An 18,312-nucleotide genomic window follows, 5' to 3' on the forward strand; every position below is an offset into this window, starting at 1 on the left:
AGATTAAAGCAGCGATCTTTGCGCGACGATAGATCACGGGATGGCCGAAAGGCGAGCTGGAATGGTGTTACAGCGAGGAGTCATGTGGGGGCTAACACCCAAGTTCAGCGGAACCGCGCAGCGGTTTCCGCTGAAACGCGCAGTTAGGCTGTCGCGGATGTGATGTAGAACGACGATTCATGGGAACTCCCTGCAGCGCCGACGCTTGAGACTATCCGAAGTGACCGGCGTAAGACCCTACAGATCGAGGGGGTGCCGCCTGTCTGTGGGTTCTCCTCGTGACACCTCAGTTACCGCCTTGCCTGTGGTTGCGTCGACGATCCAGAAGTCGCAGTACTCAAATTCGCCAAAAAACCTGGTTTTACAAGCAGACACGGCGTTGTATGAAGTGGATGCAGTTACGTCCAAGCGCACCTTAGCGAAGAGCATGTGGGCGCCCTTCTCGAAGCCAAGCGTGACATCTCGTGCTCCGGGCCGGATGAAGACCGGCTGGTCCCATTGCTCTTTCCTTAGCATGACCTTTTTTCCGTCGATGGCGTAGACGTAAGTATTGTCATGGTCGAAAAACGGAACCTTGTCGTCGATCATCGTCGCAGCAATTCTTGAGACTCCAGACTCACTCTCGCTTGGCATGACGTACCTCAGCTCATCCGGAAGCTGTGGTAGTGACATGCAGCCAGAAATCAAAATTGCAGCTAGTGCCCAGACTAGATGCTTCATGTGCGACACCCCTCTTAGGCAGCCTAAAACTCAAGTTCAGCGGAATCGCGCAGCGGTTTCCGCGGAAACGCGAAGTAAGGCCGCATGGTGGTGGAAGCATTTGCCATAAACTTTCGCGGTATTTCTGTTTGTTACGTCGATGGAAAAAATACCCCAGGCAAGCTGGGTCCAGGAAGCTCCTTAAGTTAGCCTCGACAAGTCTTTAGCGTCGCCGTGTGCCGGTAACCTTGCCCTGTTCATAGGCGTTCATAATATTATAGAAAACCCGAGCACCGTCAAAAGTTGAGCCGGAAACCTTGCCTGAGAACGACTTGTAATCGTCGCAAATATCGGTAAAAAGTAGGATCCGCAGTTCTCCGTTTTCGTACCGATAAGCTGGTTTGTACACAGACCCTTCCGGAGCAGCGCGAACCCTCACTCGATAATATACTTGTCCTTTGCAGGTTTCAGCGCGCGAATTCGTTAGGGTGAAGCGATAGAACTGCCGCTCTCCAGCCCAAGAAAGCTCGAAGTCCCAGGTCCCAGTTAGGGTCGCCGACGCTGTTTGCTGCGGCGCCAAGGCTGCACATCCAGTCATGAGAAGCGCAACAAGAGTAGTGAAGATCAGAATTTTCATTGGCCTAACACTTATTCGATGGCGAAACGGGGTGTAACCCTCGGGTGTAATCCCGAGAGGCAAGATGATCTGGGGAGACTGATTTCAAGCAAATCAACGCTTTCGCCTCTTTCGTGACGTGTAACACCCGGGTGTAATCCACACCCCCCTGCGGGGCCGCGGGAAGCTGGTGGCCAAGGTACAAGCTAGCTGGGGACTTCCGCAATTTCGCTCATGAGAACGATGGCTTCGGGTCATGAAGCCAAGCTTCATCGCCAGGCCGCTGGGGCCCCCGGCTGCGGAACGTCTGGCTGGTGGCGGCATGCCCGCCCCCTTCGACTGGTGCACCAGCACCGTCTAACCTAAGATGCCCCCCACGGGCCTATAGCTCAATGGTTAGAGCAGAGGACTCATCGAAAGGTGCCGCCACGCGGTAACGCGTGGACGGGAACGGGATGAATTCAGGGAAACCTCAGCGGGTGGAGCGATCCATGCCGGTGGCAATCCTGAGCCAAGCCGGCGGTACACCGCCGGAAGGTGCAGAGACTACCTGGGGGCTTTAGCGCCCTTGATGACAGGCTAGAGCGTCCCGCACCCCCACCGCCTCGGCGGCGGGTGAAGAGATAGTCCGCGCCGGGAGGAAACTTCCGGGTAACGTGAATCCTTTGGTTCCAGGTTCGAGTCCTGGTGGGCCCACCACCGTACCCGGCGGGTTCGGTGGCTCCGAACGTCGCGCGCAGGGATCAGGCCGATGCAGCAGCAACTGGAAGTCCCCCGGACACCCCTGCGGGACCACGCCGTGGCGTGCGCCGATGTCGATGCGCTCCTGGCCGTTCGCGAGGGGGTGGCCTGGCTTGAGGTCCACCCGGAGGGTGCCCAGCAGCTGCAGCCGGCCACGTGGAAGGGTGGGGCGGTGAGCAGCGAGTTCCACTCGCGCACGCGCCGGCTTCCCTCGGTGCGCATCTACAGCCTCAACGACGCCCCGATGGTGCTGGGCATCCTCGGGCTGGTGAACGCCGGCACGCTTCTGGACCTGGACTACCTGGACTTCTGCGAGACCTCGCGGCTGGCGGACTTCGCCCGCAGCTGCCCCGAAATGGTCGAAGCGCTTTCCGAAGACCGGGCCCGGTTCGCGTTGCCGGCCGCACACCTGCACGTGCGTGGTGACTGCGCGGTGCTCGTGCAGACCGGCGACCACGCGTGGGGCCATTGGCTGGTCGATGTCATTCCCCGGATCAAGGTGCTGCGACACCACCTTCCCGACGTCACGATCGCGGTCTCCAGCGCGCTGCGCCCCGCCCGGGAGCTTCTCGTGGAAGCCGGGATCAGCCTGCGCCAGGTGGTCTTCTACGACCCGGCGAAGACGGTGCTGAGCGCCGATCGCCTGTTCGTTCCCAGCTTCGTGCGCTTCGCGAACGCCTTTTCACCGCTGGCGAGGGACATCTTCCCGACCCTGTCGCGCCGCGCCCGCACGCGGGATCGGCGGCTGTACGTCACCCGATCGGCTACGCCGCTGGGTTCGAGCCTGACCAACAGCGGGGAGGTCGAGCGGGTCTTCGAGCGCCACGGTTTCGAGATCGTGTCCCCGGAAGCCTGGTCGGTCGAAAGGCAGGTCGGCACGTTCGCGCAGGCCTCCTTCATTGCCGGGGAGTATGGGTCGGGCCTGCACAATTCGGTGTATTCCGCGCGTGGCACCCGGGTGTTGTGCCTCCAGTCCGACGGGGTCGCGCAGTTCGTCCAGGCCGGCATCGGGGCGGTGATGGACCAGCCGACCGGCTTCGTGCTGGGTCGGCAGGTGGCGGCGCCCGATCCGTCCGTGCGCATGTCGCCATCGCAGCGACAACGCCTGTGCACGGTCAGCACCCGGGACGTCGAAGAGGCGTTGCAGGACATGCTGGCTGACGCGCCGGCCTGAGCCCGGGCCACGCCGGACCTCATCCGCGGCCCGAGGGCTAGCGTGGGTCCCGGGCGCTTCCGGGCGGCGGAGCAACGCGCAGCCACCACGAGGCCGCCGCCACGCCGACCACGCCCAGCAGGGCGCCAGGCCAGGCACCGAGTGCGAGCGCCACGGCGATGCCGGCCGACAGCGCCACGCCGCCCGCCACGATCGTGGCGGTGTCACGTGCCGCCTGCAGGTCGCGCCTGCGCCGCAGCTCGAAGCTGAGCACCGCCGCGATGACCGGGACCACCATCAGCAGGCACAACCCCAGCCACCACAGGCGCCCCATCCAGAAGCTGGAATCGCCCGGCAAGCCTGCGTCGATCGGCAGCTGCAGGCGGGCCCCCAGCCACGCGGCCGGCAGTTCGGCCAGTTTGTGCCACAGGTAGAGCGGCATGCCCATGGCCGCGACCAGCGCCACGGTCCTGCCGAGGTCCAGGCGGTCCAACAGCGCGTGGGCCGGCCGCTCCAGCAGCAGTACCGCGCCGACCTGCAGCCAGATGACGCCGACCAGCGCCAGGGTGGGCGGCAGCATGTTGCTGCGCCCTTCGAAGTCCACGCCCACCATGGCCGCCGGGTAGCCCAGGACGAAGGTGCCCAACAGCCAGGCGAGCCCGAGCAGCAGGAAACCCAGGCCGGTCCAGGGGCCGCTGAAGCGGCCTTTCCGCCAGGCGATTCCCAGCTGTTGGGGCAAAAGCCATACCGCGATGGCATTGATCCAGCCCAGGGCCTGGCCCGAGTCCGTGACACGCTCGCCCAGAACGGGCAGTTCCCCGGCCGCCAACGGCATGGCCCGGGCCAGGTCCACCAGCGCGGTCGCCAGCACCAACGCGGCCACCGCGCCCAGCCCGAACCGGCGGTCGGCCTTCAGGCTCAGCGGCAGCAGCGCCTGGGTGAACAGGAACATCAGCAGGAACCACAGGTGGATGGTCAGCGACTGGTTGAACTGCTCCAGCACGCGGCCACCGGCGAGCAGGGAGAAGATCGAAAGTGCGGCGATCACCGCCAGGTAGGTCACCGTCGGCCGTGCCAGTCGCAGCGCCCGACCTGCCCACCAGTGCCTCTGGGCGCCCGCCTCGCCAGTCGCTCTTCCACGCCGTTGGCGGCCACCGCGGCCGAGACGAACACGAACAACGGCACCACCTGCACCAGCCAGGTCAGGAAGCCGGCCTTGGGCCATTCCTGCAGCAGGTGGTCGGCAGCGACCAGTACGCCCTCGTCGAAGCGCGGCAGGGTCGCGACCCAGTGCCCCAACACCACGATGATCAGCGCGCCGGCACGAAGCGCATCCAGATAGGGATCTCTCGCGTCGGTATTCACGTCGCCATCGATTTCATGGCCACAGATCCGTAAGTGGGCCACCGCCGTGGCCCATGACTATCCTCACTGGCGTCACCCCCGGTGCTTGCATAGGTTCGGGAAACCCACCCTGTCCTGCGATGGTAGAGCGCCCGATGCCGATGCCGCCACATGCCCTCGCCGGACTGCGGGGAACCGCAAGCTTGCCGCGAGCGCCACGCTGATGTCGGCCTGGCTGCAACGCGTCTTCAACGTGCGCCGCGACGAGACGCTGCCGGTACTGCTGGCGGCCGGCTTCTTCTTCTGCATCCTGACCGCGTTAATGGTGCTGCGTCCGGCGCGCGACGCGCTGGGCATGGAGAGTGGCATCGAGGCCGTGCGCTGGCTGTTCATCGGCACCGCGTTGGCGACGCTGGCGGTGAATCCGGTCTTCGGCTGGCTGGTCAGCCGCTTCCGCCGCCTGCACTTCATCACCGCGACCTATGTGTTCTTCGCGCTGAGCCTGCTGGGCTTCTACCTGATGCTGGTGCTGGCGCCCGAAGCGACCGGCATCACCAGCGGGCGGGTGTTCTACATATGGTTCAGCGTGTTCAACCTGTTCGTCACGATGGTGTTCTGGGCGCTGATGGCCGATCGCTTCACGCTGGAACAGTCCAAGCGCTTCTTCGCGTTGATCGCCGTGGGCGGCACGCTGGGCGCCATTTTCGGCCCGTTGCTGGCCTCGATGCTGGCGCAGCCGCTGGGCACGCCCGCGCTGCTGCTGGTGGCGATCGGGTTCCTGCTGGCGGGTGTGGGGTTCGCCTGGGCGGTGGCCCTGACCCAGCCCAAGCGAGGCCCTGGCCCCGATGACGCGGATGCCGGGCACGTCGACGAGCGTTCGATCATCGGCGGCAGCGCCTGGGAAGGCTTCAAGGCGATCTTCCGCTCGCGCTACCTGGCCGGCGTGGCCGGCTACATCGTCATCCTCACCATCATGGCCACGTTCCTGTACTTCACCCGCCTGCAGATGGTGGCCGAACTCGGTGACGACACCGATCTGCGGACCACGATATTCGCGCGCATCGACCTGGTCACCCAACTGGCCACCCTGTTCCTCCAGGCCGTCATCGCCGGGCACCTGATGAAGCGCCTGGGCGTGCACGTCGTGCTGGCGCTGCTGCCGATCACCGTGGTGCTGGGCTTCATCGGCCTGGCCATCGTCGGCTCGCTGGCGATGCTCATCGTGTTCGAGGCCACCTACCGGGCGATCCAGCGTGCGATCACGCGCCCTGCGCGCGAGACGCTGTATACGGTCGTCAGCCGGGAGGACAAGTACAAGTCCAAGGCCTTCATCGACACCTTCGTCTACCGCACCGGTGATGTCGTCGGCGCACAGATCGACGGGGGCCTGGGGCGCCTGGGCCTGGGCCTGGGGGCGCTGGCCTCGGTCGCCTGCCGTTGGCACTGGTTTGGGCGGTGCTCGGGCTGTGGCTTGGCCGCACCCAGCAGCGCCTGGCGGCGGCCGGAGAGATCGAATCCACCCGCGTGGGCGTGGACCCGCGCACCCCATCGCAAGGAGGACACCATGATCACGCGTCGTGAATACCTGAAACTGTCGGTGGCGGCCGGCGTGGCGCTGTCGCTGAACCCGCGGCTGCTGCTGGCCGACGACAAGCCGATGTCGCTGATCACCCGGACCATTCCCGGCACCAGCGAGCGCCTGCCGGTGGTGGGGCTGGGCAGTTCGGCCACCTTCTCGCGGGTCGCCGGCAGCGAGGACGTCGCCGCGTTGCGCGAGGTGCTCCAGGCGCTCGACGCGAACGGCGGCAGCGTGTTCGATACCGCGCCGAGCTACGGCGCCTCCGAGGAGGTGGCCGGCCGGCTGGCGCGCGAACTGGGCCTGACCGAGAAGATCTTCTGGGCGACCAAGCTCAACGTCGCGCCGCGCGGCGGCGGTGCGGCCGACCCGGCCGAGGCGCGCGCGCAGCTCGATGCGTCGTTCCGGAAGATCGGCAAGGATCCCATCGACCTGGTGCAGGTGCACAACATGGGTGACCCGGACACCCAGCTGGGCCTGCTCAAGGAGCGCAAGGCCGAGGGCCGCATCCGCTACATCGGCATCACCACCACGTTCGCGCCGCAGTACGAGCACCTGGAGCAAGTCATGCGCGAGGAGCCGCTGGACTTCATCGGCGTGGACTACGCGATCGACAACCGCACGATGGAAGAGCGCATCTTCCCGCTGGCCCGGGAAAAGGGTATCGGCGTGCTGGTATACGCGCCCTTCGGCCGCACCCGTCTGTGGGAGGCGGTGCGCGGGAAGGAAGTGCCGGAATGGGCGGCCGAGTTCGACGCCAGCACCTGGGGCCAGTTCTTCCTGAAGTTCGTCGTCTCCAACCCGGTGGTGACCGTCGCCACGCCGGCCACCAGCCAGGCCCGCCACATGGTCGACAACATGGGCGCGGCGATGGGCCGGTTGCCCGACGAGGCGATGCGCCGGCGCATGATCGAGCACATCGAATCGCTGTGATCCACGCTGCCGGGGCGTCGCCACGCCCCGGCACGGCCCTGCCGGGCCTGCGATAATGGGGGCTGCTTCCAACCCGGCCCCCGGCATGCCCGACACACTCTCGATCGTCCGTCCCGACGACTGGCACCTCCACCTGCGCGATGGCGCGGCGCTGGCACACACCGTGGCACCCACGGCCCGCGTGTTCGCACGTGCCATCGTGATGCCCAACCTGGCGCCCCCGGTCACCAGCACCGACATGGCCGCCGGATACCGGCAGCGCATCCTCGACGCCGTTCCGGCCGGGATCGATTTCGAGCCGCTGATGGTGCTGTACCTGACCGACGACACCACGGTCGACGAGATCCGCCGAGCGCGGGCCTCGGGCTTCGTCCATGCCGCGAAGCTGTACCCGTCCGGGGCCACGACCAACTCCGCCTCCGGCGTCACCGACGTGCGTCGCCTGTGGCCGGTGCTGGAGGTCATGCAGGAGGTTGACCTGCCATTGCTGGTCCATGGCGAGGTGGTCGACGCCGACATCGATGTGTTCGACCGGGAGGCGGTCTTCATCGAGCGCCACCTGCAGCCCATCGTCGATACCTTTCCGCGCCTGCGCGTGGTGTTCGAGCACATCACCACGCAGGATGCCGCCCAGTTCGTGCTGGGGGCGCGCGAGCGCGTGGCGGCCACGCTGACGCCGCAGCACCTGCTGATGAACCGAAACCACCTGCTGGTGGGTGGCCTGCACCCGCACCACTACTGCCTGCCGGTCCTCAAGCGCCGCACCCACCAGGAGGCGCTGCGCGAGGTCGTGGCCAGCGGGAATCCGCGTTTCTTCCTGGGCACCGATTCCGCGCCGCACGCGCGCGGCGACAAGGAGTCCGCCTGCGGTTGCGCGGGCTGCTTCTCGGCACCCGCGGCGCTGCCGCTGTACGCGCACTTCTTCGAGGAGATGGGCTGCCTGGACAAGCTCGAAGCGTTCGCCAGCCACCATGGCGCCGACTTCTACGGCCTGCCGCGCAACACCGACACGGTCACGCTGGTTCGTGAAGACTGGCAGGTGCCGGGGTCGCTGGACTTCGGTGCCGGCGAGATCGTGCCGTACTGGGCCGGACGCACGCTGGGCTGGCGACTGGCCGGCTGACGCCGGCCAGCTGCACCGGGGTCAGTTGACGACGAAGCTGACGCGCAGGTTCACGCGCCACTCCTGCACTTTCCCGGCATCGTCGGTGACGACCTTGATCTCGTTCACCCACGCACCCTTGATGCCCTTGACGGACTCGGCGCACTTGCTCAGTCCCTGCTGGACCGCGTCCTCCATGCTCTTGGGGGACGAGGCGTTCAGTTCGATGACCTTGGCAACAGACATGGTGACCTCCTGTGTCGATGGGCTCCCCCGTACCCGCCTGGGCGGGTTGTTCCACGCTACGCCGATGGCCGCGCAGGCGCGACCCTGCGAGCGCCTGCGCTTCAGCTTGCCGACCGCCGAACTCAGCCCTGGAGCGGCCACACCAGCAGCAGCATCGGGATGCTGACCACGATCACCAGTAGCTGCACCGGCAGGCCCAGGCGCCAGTAGTCGCCGAAGCGGAAGCCGCCCGGGCCGAGGATCAGCGTGTTGTTCTGGTGCCCGATCGGCGTCAGGAACGCGCACGAGGCGCCCACCGCCACCGCCATCAGGAACGGGTCGGCGCTCACGCCGATCGCGCTGGCCGCGCCGATCGCGATCGGGCACATCACCGCGGCGGTGGCCGCGTTGTTCATCAGGTCCGACAGCGTCATCGTCACCACCAGGATCAGCGCGAGCCCGGCCACGGCATGGCCCTGGGCCACGGTATCGAGCAGGAAGCGCGCGATCAGGTCGGCGGTGCCGGTGGCCTCCATCGCCCCGGCCACCGGGATCAGGGCCGCCAGCAGGACGACCACCGGCCAGTCGATCGCGTTGTACACGTCGCGCGGCGGCACGGTGCGCAGCACCATCGAGGCCAGCACGCCGAGCGCGAAGGAGACGGCGGCCGGCACCAGGCCAAACGCGGCGCCGCCCACGGCCAGTGCCATGATCGCCGAGGCGGTGATCGCCTTGCGCTTGTCGGGGATGCGCAGCTCGCGCTCGGCCAGCGGGACGCCACCGAAGTCGGAGGCGAATTCGGAGATGGCTTCCGGCGTGCCCTGCACCAGCAGCAGGTCGCCGTCGCGGAAATCCTGTGAGCGCAGCCGCTTCATCGATCGTTCGCCCTCGCGCGAAAGGGCGAGCAGGTTGATGCTGTAGCGCGTGCGCAGGTTCAGGTCGCTGGCGCTGCGCCCGGCAAGGCGCGAGCCGGGCAGCACGGCGATTTCCTGCAGCACCACGGCGCTGCGGGTGGAGTCCTCGTCTTCTTCTTCGTCCTTGCCGTCAGTCTCGGCGCCGTCTCCATCCTCGTCCGGCCCCCCTTTGCTTACGGCTGCAGTGTCGTCGCGGGCGGATGCCCCGGCATGCCCCTCATCTGCGGTCGTGGGCGGACCGTCACCCGCTTCCTTCGCCTTCTTCGCGGCTTCTCCGAGGTCCTTCCTGCGCACTTCCTCCTCGAGCTTCAGGCCGAGGCTCGACAGCACGTCGGCCAGTGCGTCGGCCTCGGCCTCGACCACCAGGATGTCGCCCACGCGCAGGCGCCGGCCGGGGTTCGGGGCGTGGACGTGGAACTCGCTGCGGACGATGCCCACCACCTGGGCGTCATTCTCGTCCAGCACCACCTCGACCTCGCGCACCGACTTCCCGACCGCCTTGGAACCCTCCGGCACCCGGACCTCGGTCAGGTAGGCGCCGGTGTCGAAGCCTTCCGCGGCGGCGTTCTTGCGCCTGGGCACCAGCTTCCAGCCCCCGAGGATGATCAGCAGCACGCCGGCCACGGCCACCGTCACGCCGACCGGGGCGAAGTCGAACATCGCGAACGATCCATCGCCCGCCTCCTGGCGGAAGCCGGACACGATCAGGTTCGGCGGTGTACCGATCAGCGTGGTCATGCCGCCGAGGATCGAGCCGAAGGCCAGCGGCATCAGCACCTGCCCGGGCGCGAGCTCCTGCTTGCGTGCGATCTGGATCGCCACCGGCATCAGCAGGGCCAGCGCGCCGACGTTGTTCATGAAGGCCGACAGGAACGCACCCAGCGCGGTCAGTGCCGCGATCGCCAGCATCGGCCCCGACTTGGCGGGGAGGACCGTGCGCGTCACAGCGTCGATCGCGCCGGAGGTCTGCAGCCCGCGGCTGAGCACCAGCACGCAGGCCACGGTGATCACCGCAGGGTGGCCGAATCCGGCGAAGGCCCCGACGGCCGGCACCAGCCCGGCCAGCACGCAGGCCAGCAGCGCGCCGGCCGCCACCATGTCGTGCCGCCAGCGCCCCCACAGGAACATGCCGACGGTCGCGGCAAGGATGGCGAGGATGGTGATCTGGTCGAAGCTCATTGGGTGGCGTCCCTTCCCGCCGCGTCGATCGTGGTCCGGGGTCATCTTCCCATCGCCGGGCAGCGTTGGGAAAACGCGCGCGTCATAATGACGCCTCTCCCTTACCGAGATGCCCAATGACCCAGCTCGACACGATCGAACGCACCACCGGCGAAGCACCGCGATTCAGCATCCTCTGGCTGCACGGCCTGGGTGCGGATGGCAACGACTTCGCACCGATCGTGCCCGAGCTGGTCCGGCCGGGCTGGCCGGCACTGCGCTTCGTGTTCCCGCACGCCCCGATGCGGGCGGTGACGGTGAACGGCGGCATGCGCATGCGCGCGTGGTACGACCTGCTGTCGATCGATCTTGGCGAGCGCCGCGAGGACGAAACCGGCGTGCGCGAGTCGATCGCCCAGGTGGAGGCGCTGATCGATGCGGAAGTCGCGCGGGGCATTGCGCCCGAGCGCATCGTCCTGGCCGGGTTCTCGCAGGGCGCGGCGATCGCGCTGGCCGCTGGCCTGCGCCGTACCGCACCGCTTGCCGGCGTGGTGGCGCTGTCGGGCTACCTGCCGCTGCCGCAGGCCAGCCTGGCCGAGGCCACGCCGGTCGGCCTGTCCTTGCCGGTGTTCATGGCACACGGCAGCCAGGACCCGGTGGTTCCGGAGGTGTTGGGCACGCGCAGTCGCGATGCGCTGGTCCAGGCGGGCATGCAGGTGGACTGGCACAGCTACCCGATGCCGCATTCGGTGTGTGCCGAGGAAGTGCGTGACCTGGGCGACTGGCTGAGCGCGCGCTTTGGCGCCTGAGCGGGGCGGTCCGGGTTGCGGCACATGGCGCGTGCCGGTGTGCCTCGTTAAGATCGTCAGGGCTTGGCGCGGGGAACCGGCATGAAGACATTGATCGTCGATGACGAGGCGTTGGCCCGCGGGCGCATGCGCGGCCTGCTCGGGGAACTGGGCGACGTGGAGGTGGTCGGCGAGGCGGCCCATGGCCGGGAGGCGCTCGAGCAGGTGCAGGCCCTGCAGCCGGAGCTGCTGCTGCTCGACATCCAGATGCCCGGCATGGACGGCCTTGAAGTGGCGCGTCACGTGGCCGGTTTCGATCATCCCCCGGCGGTGGTGTTCTGCACCGCCTACGACGAGCACGCCCTGGCGGCCTTCGAGGCCAATGCGGTGGACTACGTGGTCAAGCCGGTGCGGCTGGAACGCCTTCGCGCGGCGATCGACAAGGCGCGCCGCTACGCGACGTCGGATCTCGAGCCGGTCAACGGCACGCGCCAGCGCACCCACCTGTGCGCACGCCTGCGCGGCACGCTGCGGCTGATCCCCGTCGAAGACGTGCGCTTCCTGCAGGCCGAGGAGAAGTACGTGGTCGTCTACCACGCCGGCGGCGAGGACCTCATCGAGGACTCCCTGAAATCGCTGGAGTCGGAGTTCGGCGAGCGCTTCCTGCGCATCCACCGCAACTGCCTGGTGGCGCGCAGCGAACTGGTGGAATTGCGCCGTACACCGGATTCGCAGGTGCGTGTCCAGCTGCGCCACCACGACGAGCCGCTGGAGGTCAGCCGCCGCTGCGTGTCCAGCCTGCGCGAGGCGATCCGTACAATGTAGGCCGCGCGGCCCATCGCCGTGTCGCCCCCACCTGGAGATGATGTGACCACGATCCGCCTGGCCACCCGAGAAAGCGCCCTGGCCCTGTGGCAGACCCGGCATGTGGCCGGCCTGCTGCGTGCCGCCCACCCCGGCGTGCAGGTCGAGCTGGTGCCGATGACCACCCGTGGCGACCAGGTGCTGGATACGCCGCTGGCCAAGATCGGCGGCAAGGGCCTGTTCCTGAAGGAACTGGAGGTGGCGATGCAGGAGGGGCGTGCCGACGCCGCGGTGCATTCGATGAAGGACGTGCCGATGGCGCTGGAGCCGGGCTTCATGCTCGCCGCCATCCTCGAGCGCGCCGATCCGTTCGATGCGTTCGTGTCGAACAGCCACGACACTCTGGCCGGGCTGCCGGCAGGGGCCGTGGTCGGCACCTCCTCGCTGCGCCGCCAGGCCCAGGTGCGCGCACTGCGCCCCGACCTGGAAGTGCGCGACCTGCGCGGCAACGTGCAGACCCGCCTGGGCAAGCTCGATGGCGGCGACTACGACGCGATCCTGCTGGCCTGCGCCGGCCTGGAGCGCCTGGGCCTGGGCGAGCGCATCCGCTCGCGGCTGGTGGCGCCGGACTGGGTGCCGGCGGTGGCGCAGGGCGCGATCGGCATCGAATGCCGTGACGGCGATACCGGGGTGGCCAGCCTGTTCGCGCCCCTGGTGCACGCCGAGACCACCGTGTGCGTCGGCGCGGAGCGCGCGATGAACCTGCGCCTGCACGGCAGCTGCCACGTGCCGGTGGCGGGTTTCGCGACCCTGGCGGGCGGTCGCCTGCACCTGCAGGGGCTGGTCGGGGAAGTCGACAGCGGACGCTGTGTTCGCGCCGAGGCCGAGGGCCCGGCCGAGGAGGCCGACGCACTTGGCCAGCGCGTGGCCGAGGCCTTGCTGGCGCAGGGTGCCGAGGCGATGCTGCGCGGTTGAGGCCGGGTCGCCGCGGCAAAGCTGCCCCGGCGCCACGTCACCGGATCAGAAGAACTTGTAGACCAGGTTCAGCGTGGTCAGGGTGTCGGTGCTCTTGCGGCCGGGGTCGGTCTGGGTGTTGTGCCGCGCCTGCAGGCCCACCTTGAGCGCCATCGAGGCATTGATCGCCACCGCCAGTCCGAGGTCGTTCTGCGCGAAGGTGTTGTCGCTGCCGGACTCCATCAGGAAGTCGTTGGTGACCTGCGTGGTCTCGGTGAGCTGGTGGGAGAACTCCAGCGTGCCGCGCACGATCATCTCGTTCTCGATCGCCTGCGTGCTGGCGTAGCGCGCGCGGCGGTAACCCGGGCCGATCGACGTGGCCAGCTTGGTCTCGTCGGTGTCGATGAACTTGTGGCCGTAGCCGACCGCGATCGTGGCCTGGTAATCGTAGGCGGCGAAGTCGTCACGCTCGTAGCGCAGCGAACTGATCCACGACGAGCGCTCGGTCAGGTTGAGTGCGCTGGAACCGGCCACCTGGTAGCGGTTGGCGGTGGTCTGCAAGCGCGTCTCGGGGATGCCGTCGCCATCGAAGTCGGCCGTCACCTCGCCGCGTGCACGCAGTCCCGCGAACGAGAAGCGGTGGGTCCAGTCCGCGTCCTCCTTCTTGAACGCCAGGCGCGCGTTGAGGTTCTCCGCGCGCGAGTTGCCGCGCGCCATCGACAGGCCGAGCTCGCCGGTGCCCGACCAGCCTTCTTCGGCCAGTGCGGGGGCAGCGGGAAGCACCAGGGCCGCGGCGACGGCCAGCAGGGTGGGGAGGGGGTGGCGCATCGTGGATCCTTTGCGGGGCTCGAATCAGCCCGCAAGGATAGGGGGAGGCCGATGGCGGGGCAAACGCGGTCCGCGCGGGATTCAGCCGGCAGTCGGGTAGTAGCGCGACACCACGTGGCGGGCCTCGGCGAAGAACAACCAGCGCTCCAGCAGCGCCCCGCCCTGGAAGCACAGCACCGCCAGGGCCAGGGCCGGAAACGCCAGGCCGGGCAGGGCCCAGGCCAGGGCGAAACCGCCTGCCGGCAGTGCCACCCCCAGCACCAGCGCCGCCAGGCGCATGACCCCGGCGTGCTTGCGCGCGAACACGAAGACCATCTCGCGGGTGATGTAGTTCGCCTCGCTGTGGGGCGCCTCCAGGCCGGTGACGCGGGCGTCGGCGGGCACCTGGCCCTGCAGGCCGACCGCGCTGGTCGCGCTGCCCGGCAGGGGCATCGCTGCAATTCGACGCCAATAGGCCAGCTTCACCACGCCGAGCGCCACCGCCGCGAGCAGCAGCGGCGCCAGGGCACCGCTGCCCATTGGCACGCCGCCGGCGACCAGCACGCCCCAAAGCCACAGCCAGCCACCCAGCAGCGCGAACGCCATGAAGGCCGCCGGCACCAGCGGATTCGCCCAGGCCGGTATGGTGCGCAGCGAGGCGTAGATCATGGCGGTGGCGAACAGCGTGGCCACCGCCAGCACGATCAACACCACGCCCAGCACCGACACCCACACCCCGGCATCGCGCCAGACCAGCCAGGCGGCCAGCAGGGCGACGGGAAACAGCAGCAGCGCCAGCACGCCCTCGCGTGAAAGCCAGGAACTGCGCCACTGGCTCAGCGCCCGCCACGCCCGCTGCGGCTGCCCCAGGTGGCCGAGCGAGCACAGCAGCCCCGCCGCCGTCAGCACCAGGCCGGTGGCAAACGCCGGCAGCAGCACGGCCGCGCCGGGCGCCGTGTCGATGAAGGCCAGCACGAACCCGAGCCAGGCCAGCAGCCCGAGGCCGGAGCCCGACAAGGTCGTGAAGAACAGGATGGACAGGGCGGGCTTCATCGGCTCAGCACCCGGTCGAGCCAGCGCAGCACCGGCGGCAGCTGGCCGGCGTCGAGTGACGCCTCGCGCTCGGGCTGCGCGGCCCCGCCGGATGCGCCGCCGCCCCGGCGTGGGCGGGGTGGCAGGTAGCGGTTCACCGGTGCATAGCCCAGTTCCGGCATCAGCGCCTGGCCACCGCGCCGGGCCACCAGCTGCGAGACCGCCGAGTCCGGGTCGCCCAGGTCGCCGAAGTGCCGTGCACGCGTGGGGCAGGCCTGCACGCAGGCGGGCTGGCGATCGACTTCCTCCAGCTGCTCGTTGTAGATGCGGTCCACGCACAACGTGCACTTCTTCATGACCCCATCCACCGTGGAGTACTCGCGCGCGCCGTAGGGGCAGGCCCAGCTGCACAGCTGGCAGCCGATGCACTTGTCCGCATCCACCAGCACGATGCCGTCCTCGGCGCGCTTGTAGCTGGCCCCGGTCGGGCACACCGTCACGCAGGCGGCGTTGTCGCAGTGCAGGCACGAACGCGGGAAGTGCAGCGTCAACGGCGTGGGCGAATCGCCCGGCGCAGGCGAGACCTCGTAGCTGTGCACGCGGTTGAGCCACACGCCCAGCGGTTCGACCCCATGGACGTCCTCGTCGACCAGCGGGCCGGCGAAACCCCCGTCGTTCCATTCCTTGCAGCTCACCGCGCAGGCATGGCAGCCCACGCAGGTGTCCAGGTCGATCACCAGGCCGAGCTTGCGGCGGGTCGTGGCGGGAAGGTCGGTCATGTGCTCAGAACGGGAAGAAGCGTGGAATCAGCCACACCGTCAGGAACAACAGGATGATGTTCAGCGGCGTGCCGACCTTGACGAAATCCATGAAACGGTAGCCTCCGACGCTGTAGACCATGGTGTTGGTCTGGTATCCCACCGGCGTGGCGAAGGCGGTGGACGCGGCGAAGGTCACCGCGACCAGGAAGGGCTTCGGGTCCAGCCCCATGCCCACGGCGGTGGAGATCGCGATCGGTGCGAGCAGCACCGCCGCGGCGTTGTTGCTCATCATCGAGGTCAACACCAGGGTGATGAAATACAGCATTCCCAGCACGACGTGTGGACCCAGGCTGCCTACCGCGCGCAGCGTGCCTTCGGCGATCAGGCTCGCCGCACCGGTGTTCTGCATCGCGATGCCCAGCGGCAGGATGCCGGCCAGCAGGATGATGACCTTCCAGTCGATCGCCTCGTAGACCTCCTCGGTGTCCAGGCAGCGCAACAGCACCAGGGCCAGGCAGCCCAGGATCGCCGAGGCCACGATCGGCAGCAGGCCCAGGCCGGCCACCGCCACGACCGCGGCCATCACCCCGATCGCCATCCAGCCCTTGCGCTTCGACCCGGGGTCCTCTTCGCGCTCGCTCATCACCACGATATTGGTATTGCGGCGCAGCGACGGCATCTCCTCCTCGGGCGCGATCATCAGCAGGATGTCGCCGATGGTCAGGCGCACGTCCTTGAGCTTCTCGCGAAGCACCTGGCCGCGGCGGCTGATGGCCAGTACGGTGGCGTTGTAGTGCCAGTTGAACTCCAGCTCGGCCAGCGTGTGGCCGATCAGGCGCGAGCCCGGCGACACCATCACTTCCGCCAGCACCTGGTCGTCGTCGACGAACTGTTCGTCGCGCAGGTCGAACTCCGGCTCGAAGTCCAGCTTCAGGCGGTCCTTGAGGTCGGTGATCTTGCTCCAGTCGCCGCGAACCAACAGCACGTCGTCCACTTCAAGCTTCTGCGCCCGCGGCGACCACGATTTCTCCTCGCCGCGCAGCAGTTCCAGCACGTAGATGCCATGCTTCTCGCCGAGCTTGGCCTCGGCGACCGAGCGACCGATCAGCGGCGATTCGGGCAGCACCCGCAGCTCGGTGATGTACTTGCCCAGTTCGTAGGTGGCGGTGAGTTCCTCGCCACGGTGCTCTGGAAGGATCCAGCGACCCACCAGCATGATGTAGGCGATGCCCACGGCCATGCAGATCAGGCCCAGTCCGGCGAACTCGAACATCGTGAAGCCGTCGTAGCCCATGTCGCGCGCGATCGCGTGCACCAGCAGGTTGGTCGAAGTGCCGATCAGCGTGCACACACCACCCATCTGGGCGGCATATGACATCGGGATGAGGACCTTGGAGGCGGAGAACTTGTTCGCCGCCGCCACCGCCAGCACGATCGGCAGGAAAACCGCCAGCGCCGCGGTGTTGTTGATGAAGGCCGACATGCCGCCGAGCATCACCATCACCAGCAGGGTCAGCAGCCACGGTTGGCGGATGCGGGCCAGCAATCGCCCGATGGGCCGGAGTGCGCCGGTCTGCTGGAGGCCGGCGCTGAGCACGAACATCGCAGCCACGGTCACGGTGGCCTGGCTGGAGAAGCCGGTCAGCGCCTCGGCCGGGGTGACCAGCCCGAACACCATCACCGAGGCCAGCACCAGCATCGCGACCACGTCCACGGGCAGCCGCTCGGTCGCGAACAGGACCACCGCTCCGACCAGGATCAGCAATGTGAGGATCAGCTCAAAGCCCATCGGGCGGCGTCCAGTGCGTGCGTGCGGAGGTCATTGGCCGCCGGTCCGGCCGTTGCCCGACGGGGCGCCGGTCCGGCCCACCGGCAGCGGGGCAAACATCGGAGAGGGTACGGCATCGCGGGTGGCCGGCGACAGCGCGATGCGCAGGTCGAACCACGCCGCCTGCCCGGTCACGGGGTCGGCGTTGGCGTAGCGGCCATCCGGCGTCACGTCGGAGATCAGGTGGTTGAGCAGGAAGCCCTCGCGACCCTCGGGGGCGCCGGGGTCGAGCCGCCACGCGCCGCGACGCTTGCCGATCGCGTTCCAGGTCCACACCGTGTCCGGGTGCACGCTGGCGCTGGTCTTCACCGGCACCGTCATCGTGCCCAGGTGGCTGCGGATGTCGGCCATGCCGCCATCGGCCACGCCGTACAGCGCAGCGGTGTCGGGGTGCACGAACAGCGTGTTCTTCGTGGCGATCTGCCGCAGCCAGGCGTTCTGCGAGCCCCAGGAGTGGTACATGAACATCGGCCGCTGGGTGACCGCCGACAGCGGGAACGGATGGCTGGCGTCGCTGCCGGCCGATTGCGCGCCCTCGAAGGGTTCGTACCAGATCGGCAGCGGATCGAAGTAGGTGGCCACGCGCTCGCGGTGCTCGTCGGGGGGCTGGTGCTCGCCATGCCCCTGTGCGGCCAGCCGGAACTTCTGCAAGGTCTCCGAATAGAGCTGCAGCACGATCGGTTCGGCCTTGCCGATGAAGCCCATGCCGGCCGACCAGTCCAGGTAGCTGCGGTTGGCCATCTTGAAATAGCGCGCGTCCTCCGGGACCTCCTGGCGCCAGAAACTGCCGTTGGCGATGTAGCGCGCCAGCTGCTCCGGGTTGGGCGCGCCCTTGCCGTGTTCGCTGCCGTTGCCGCGCCAGCCGGCCAGCAGGCCG

General features: G+C 68.1%; 17 protein-coding genes. 6 read left to right on the plus strand and 11 right to left on the minus strand.

The window, feature by feature from the left end:
* Positions 1 to 237: 237 nt before the first annotated feature.
* The gene (locus tag FU658_RS02970; protein ID WP_147890741.1) at positions 238 to 588 is read right to left on the minus strand and encodes a hypothetical protein; all 351 of its coding nucleotides are present in this window, start codon (positions 586 to 588) and stop codon (positions 238 to 240) included.
* Between the two features lie 334 nt (positions 589 to 922).
* Positions 923 to 1,336, minus strand: a complete 414-nt coding sequence (locus FU658_RS02975; RefSeq protein WP_147890742.1) for a hypothetical protein — start codon at positions 1,334 to 1,336, stop codon at positions 923 to 925.
* 730 nt (positions 1,337 to 2,066) lie between these two features.
* Between FU658_RS02975 and FU658_RS02980 the strand changes: the two genes are divergently transcribed.
* Entirely contained in the window at positions 2,067 to 3,230 is a 1,164-nt protein-coding gene (locus FU658_RS02980) for a glycosyltransferase family 61 protein (protein ID WP_147890743.1), read from the plus strand.
* A 37-nt stretch (positions 3,231 to 3,267) separates the two neighbouring features.
* Here the strand turns inward: FU658_RS02980 and FU658_RS02985 are convergent, their stop codons facing one another.
* Together FU658_RS02985 and FU658_RS02990 are read right to left on the minus strand one after the other, a co-directional pair.
* On the minus strand, positions 3,268 to 4,272 hold the full coding sequence (locus FU658_RS02985) for a hypothetical protein (RefSeq protein WP_147890744.1): 1,005 nt from the start codon (positions 4,270 to 4,272) through the stop codon (positions 3,268 to 3,270).
* Positions 4,269 to 4,574, minus strand: coding sequence for an acyltransferase (locus FU658_RS02990; protein WP_147890745.1), 306 nt, complete (start codon positions 4,572 to 4,574; stop codon positions 4,269 to 4,271). Before FU658_RS02990 ends, FU658_RS02985 begins: the two co-directional genes overlap by 4 nt.
* Positions 4,575 to 4,776: 202 nt before the next feature.
* Between FU658_RS02990 and FU658_RS14645 the strand changes: the two genes are divergently transcribed.
* Positions 4,777 to 7,062 (plus strand): aldo/keto reductase, encoded by a 2,286-nt coding sequence (locus FU658_RS14645; RefSeq protein WP_222708342.1) that lies wholly within the window; start codon positions 4,777 to 4,779, stop codon positions 7,060 to 7,062.
* A gap of 85 nt (positions 7,063 to 7,147) precedes the next feature.
* Entirely contained in the window at positions 7,148 to 8,185 is a 1,038-nt protein-coding gene (gene pyrC, locus FU658_RS03005) for a dihydroorotase (protein ID WP_147890747.1), read from the plus strand.
* 21 nt (positions 8,186 to 8,206) lie between these two features.
* On the opposite strand, the gene FU658_RS03010 is transcribed toward pyrC, so the two are convergent.
* Positions 8,207 to 8,410, minus strand: coding sequence for a dodecin family protein (locus tag FU658_RS03010; protein WP_147890748.1), 204 nt, complete (start codon positions 8,408 to 8,410; stop codon positions 8,207 to 8,209).
* A 122-nt stretch (positions 8,411 to 8,532) separates the two neighbouring features.
* Positions 8,533 to 10,482, minus strand: a complete 1,950-nt coding sequence (locus FU658_RS03015; RefSeq protein WP_147890749.1) for an SLC13 family permease — start codon at positions 10,480 to 10,482, stop codon at positions 8,533 to 8,535.
* Positions 10,483 to 10,598: 116 nt separating this feature from the next.
* On the opposite strand from FU658_RS03015, the gene FU658_RS03020 reads away from it, so the two are divergent.
* From FU658_RS03020 to hemC, 3 genes are all read left to right on the plus strand, one after another.
* Positions 10,599 to 11,270: an alpha/beta hydrolase gene (locus FU658_RS03020; RefSeq protein WP_147890750.1), complete on the plus strand. Its 672-nt coding sequence runs from the start codon at positions 10,599 to 10,601 to the stop codon at positions 11,268 to 11,270.
* 81 nt (positions 11,271 to 11,351) lie between these two features.
* The gene (locus FU658_RS03025) at positions 11,352 to 12,074 is read left to right on the plus strand and encodes a LytR/AlgR family response regulator transcription factor (RefSeq protein ID WP_147890751.1); all 723 of its coding nucleotides are present in this window, start codon (positions 11,352 to 11,354) and stop codon (positions 12,072 to 12,074) included.
* Positions 12,075 to 12,116: 42 nt separating this feature from the next.
* A complete protein-coding gene (gene hemC / locus FU658_RS03030; protein WP_147890752.1) occupies positions 12,117 to 13,028 on the plus strand; it encodes a hydroxymethylbilane synthase in 912 nt (303 codons plus the stop codon).
* 45 nt (positions 13,029 to 13,073) lie between these two features.
* Here hemC and FU658_RS03035 read toward each other — a convergent pair whose 3' ends face one another.
* The 5 genes from FU658_RS03035 to FU658_RS15910 all read right to left on the minus strand — a co-directional run bounded on the left by FU658_RS03035 (position 13,074) and on the right by FU658_RS15910 (position 18,176).
* On the minus strand, positions 13,074 to 13,835 hold the full coding sequence (locus tag FU658_RS03035) for a DUF481 domain-containing protein (protein WP_147890753.1): 762 nt from the start codon (positions 13,833 to 13,835) through the stop codon (positions 13,074 to 13,076).
* Between the two features lie 81 nt (positions 13,836 to 13,916).
* Entirely contained in the window at positions 13,917 to 14,867 is a 951-nt protein-coding gene (locus FU658_RS03040) for a dimethyl sulfoxide reductase anchor subunit family protein (protein WP_147890754.1), read from the minus strand.
* Entirely contained in the window at positions 14,864 to 15,625 is a 762-nt protein-coding gene (locus FU658_RS03045; RefSeq protein WP_147890755.1) for a 4Fe-4S dicluster domain-containing protein, read from the minus strand. Before FU658_RS03045 ends, FU658_RS03040 begins: the two co-directional genes overlap by 4 nt.
* A gap of 4 nt (positions 15,626 to 15,629) precedes the next feature.
* On the minus strand, positions 15,630 to 17,396 hold the full coding sequence (locus FU658_RS03050; RefSeq protein ID WP_147890756.1) for an SLC13 family permease: 1,767 nt from the start codon (positions 17,394 to 17,396) through the stop codon (positions 15,630 to 15,632).
* 30 nt (positions 17,397 to 17,426) lie between these two features.
* A complete protein-coding gene (locus tag FU658_RS15910) occupies positions 17,427 to 18,176 on the minus strand; it encodes a molybdopterin dinucleotide binding domain-containing protein (protein WP_425477577.1) in 750 nt (249 codons plus the stop codon).
* Positions 18,177 to 18,312 lie beyond the last annotated feature (136 nt).

The sequence above is a fragment of the Alkalisalibacterium limincola genome (assembly GCF_008017755.1).
Lineage (GTDB): Bacteria > Pseudomonadota > Gammaproteobacteria > Xanthomonadales > Xanthomonadaceae > Alkalisalibacterium > Alkalisalibacterium limincola.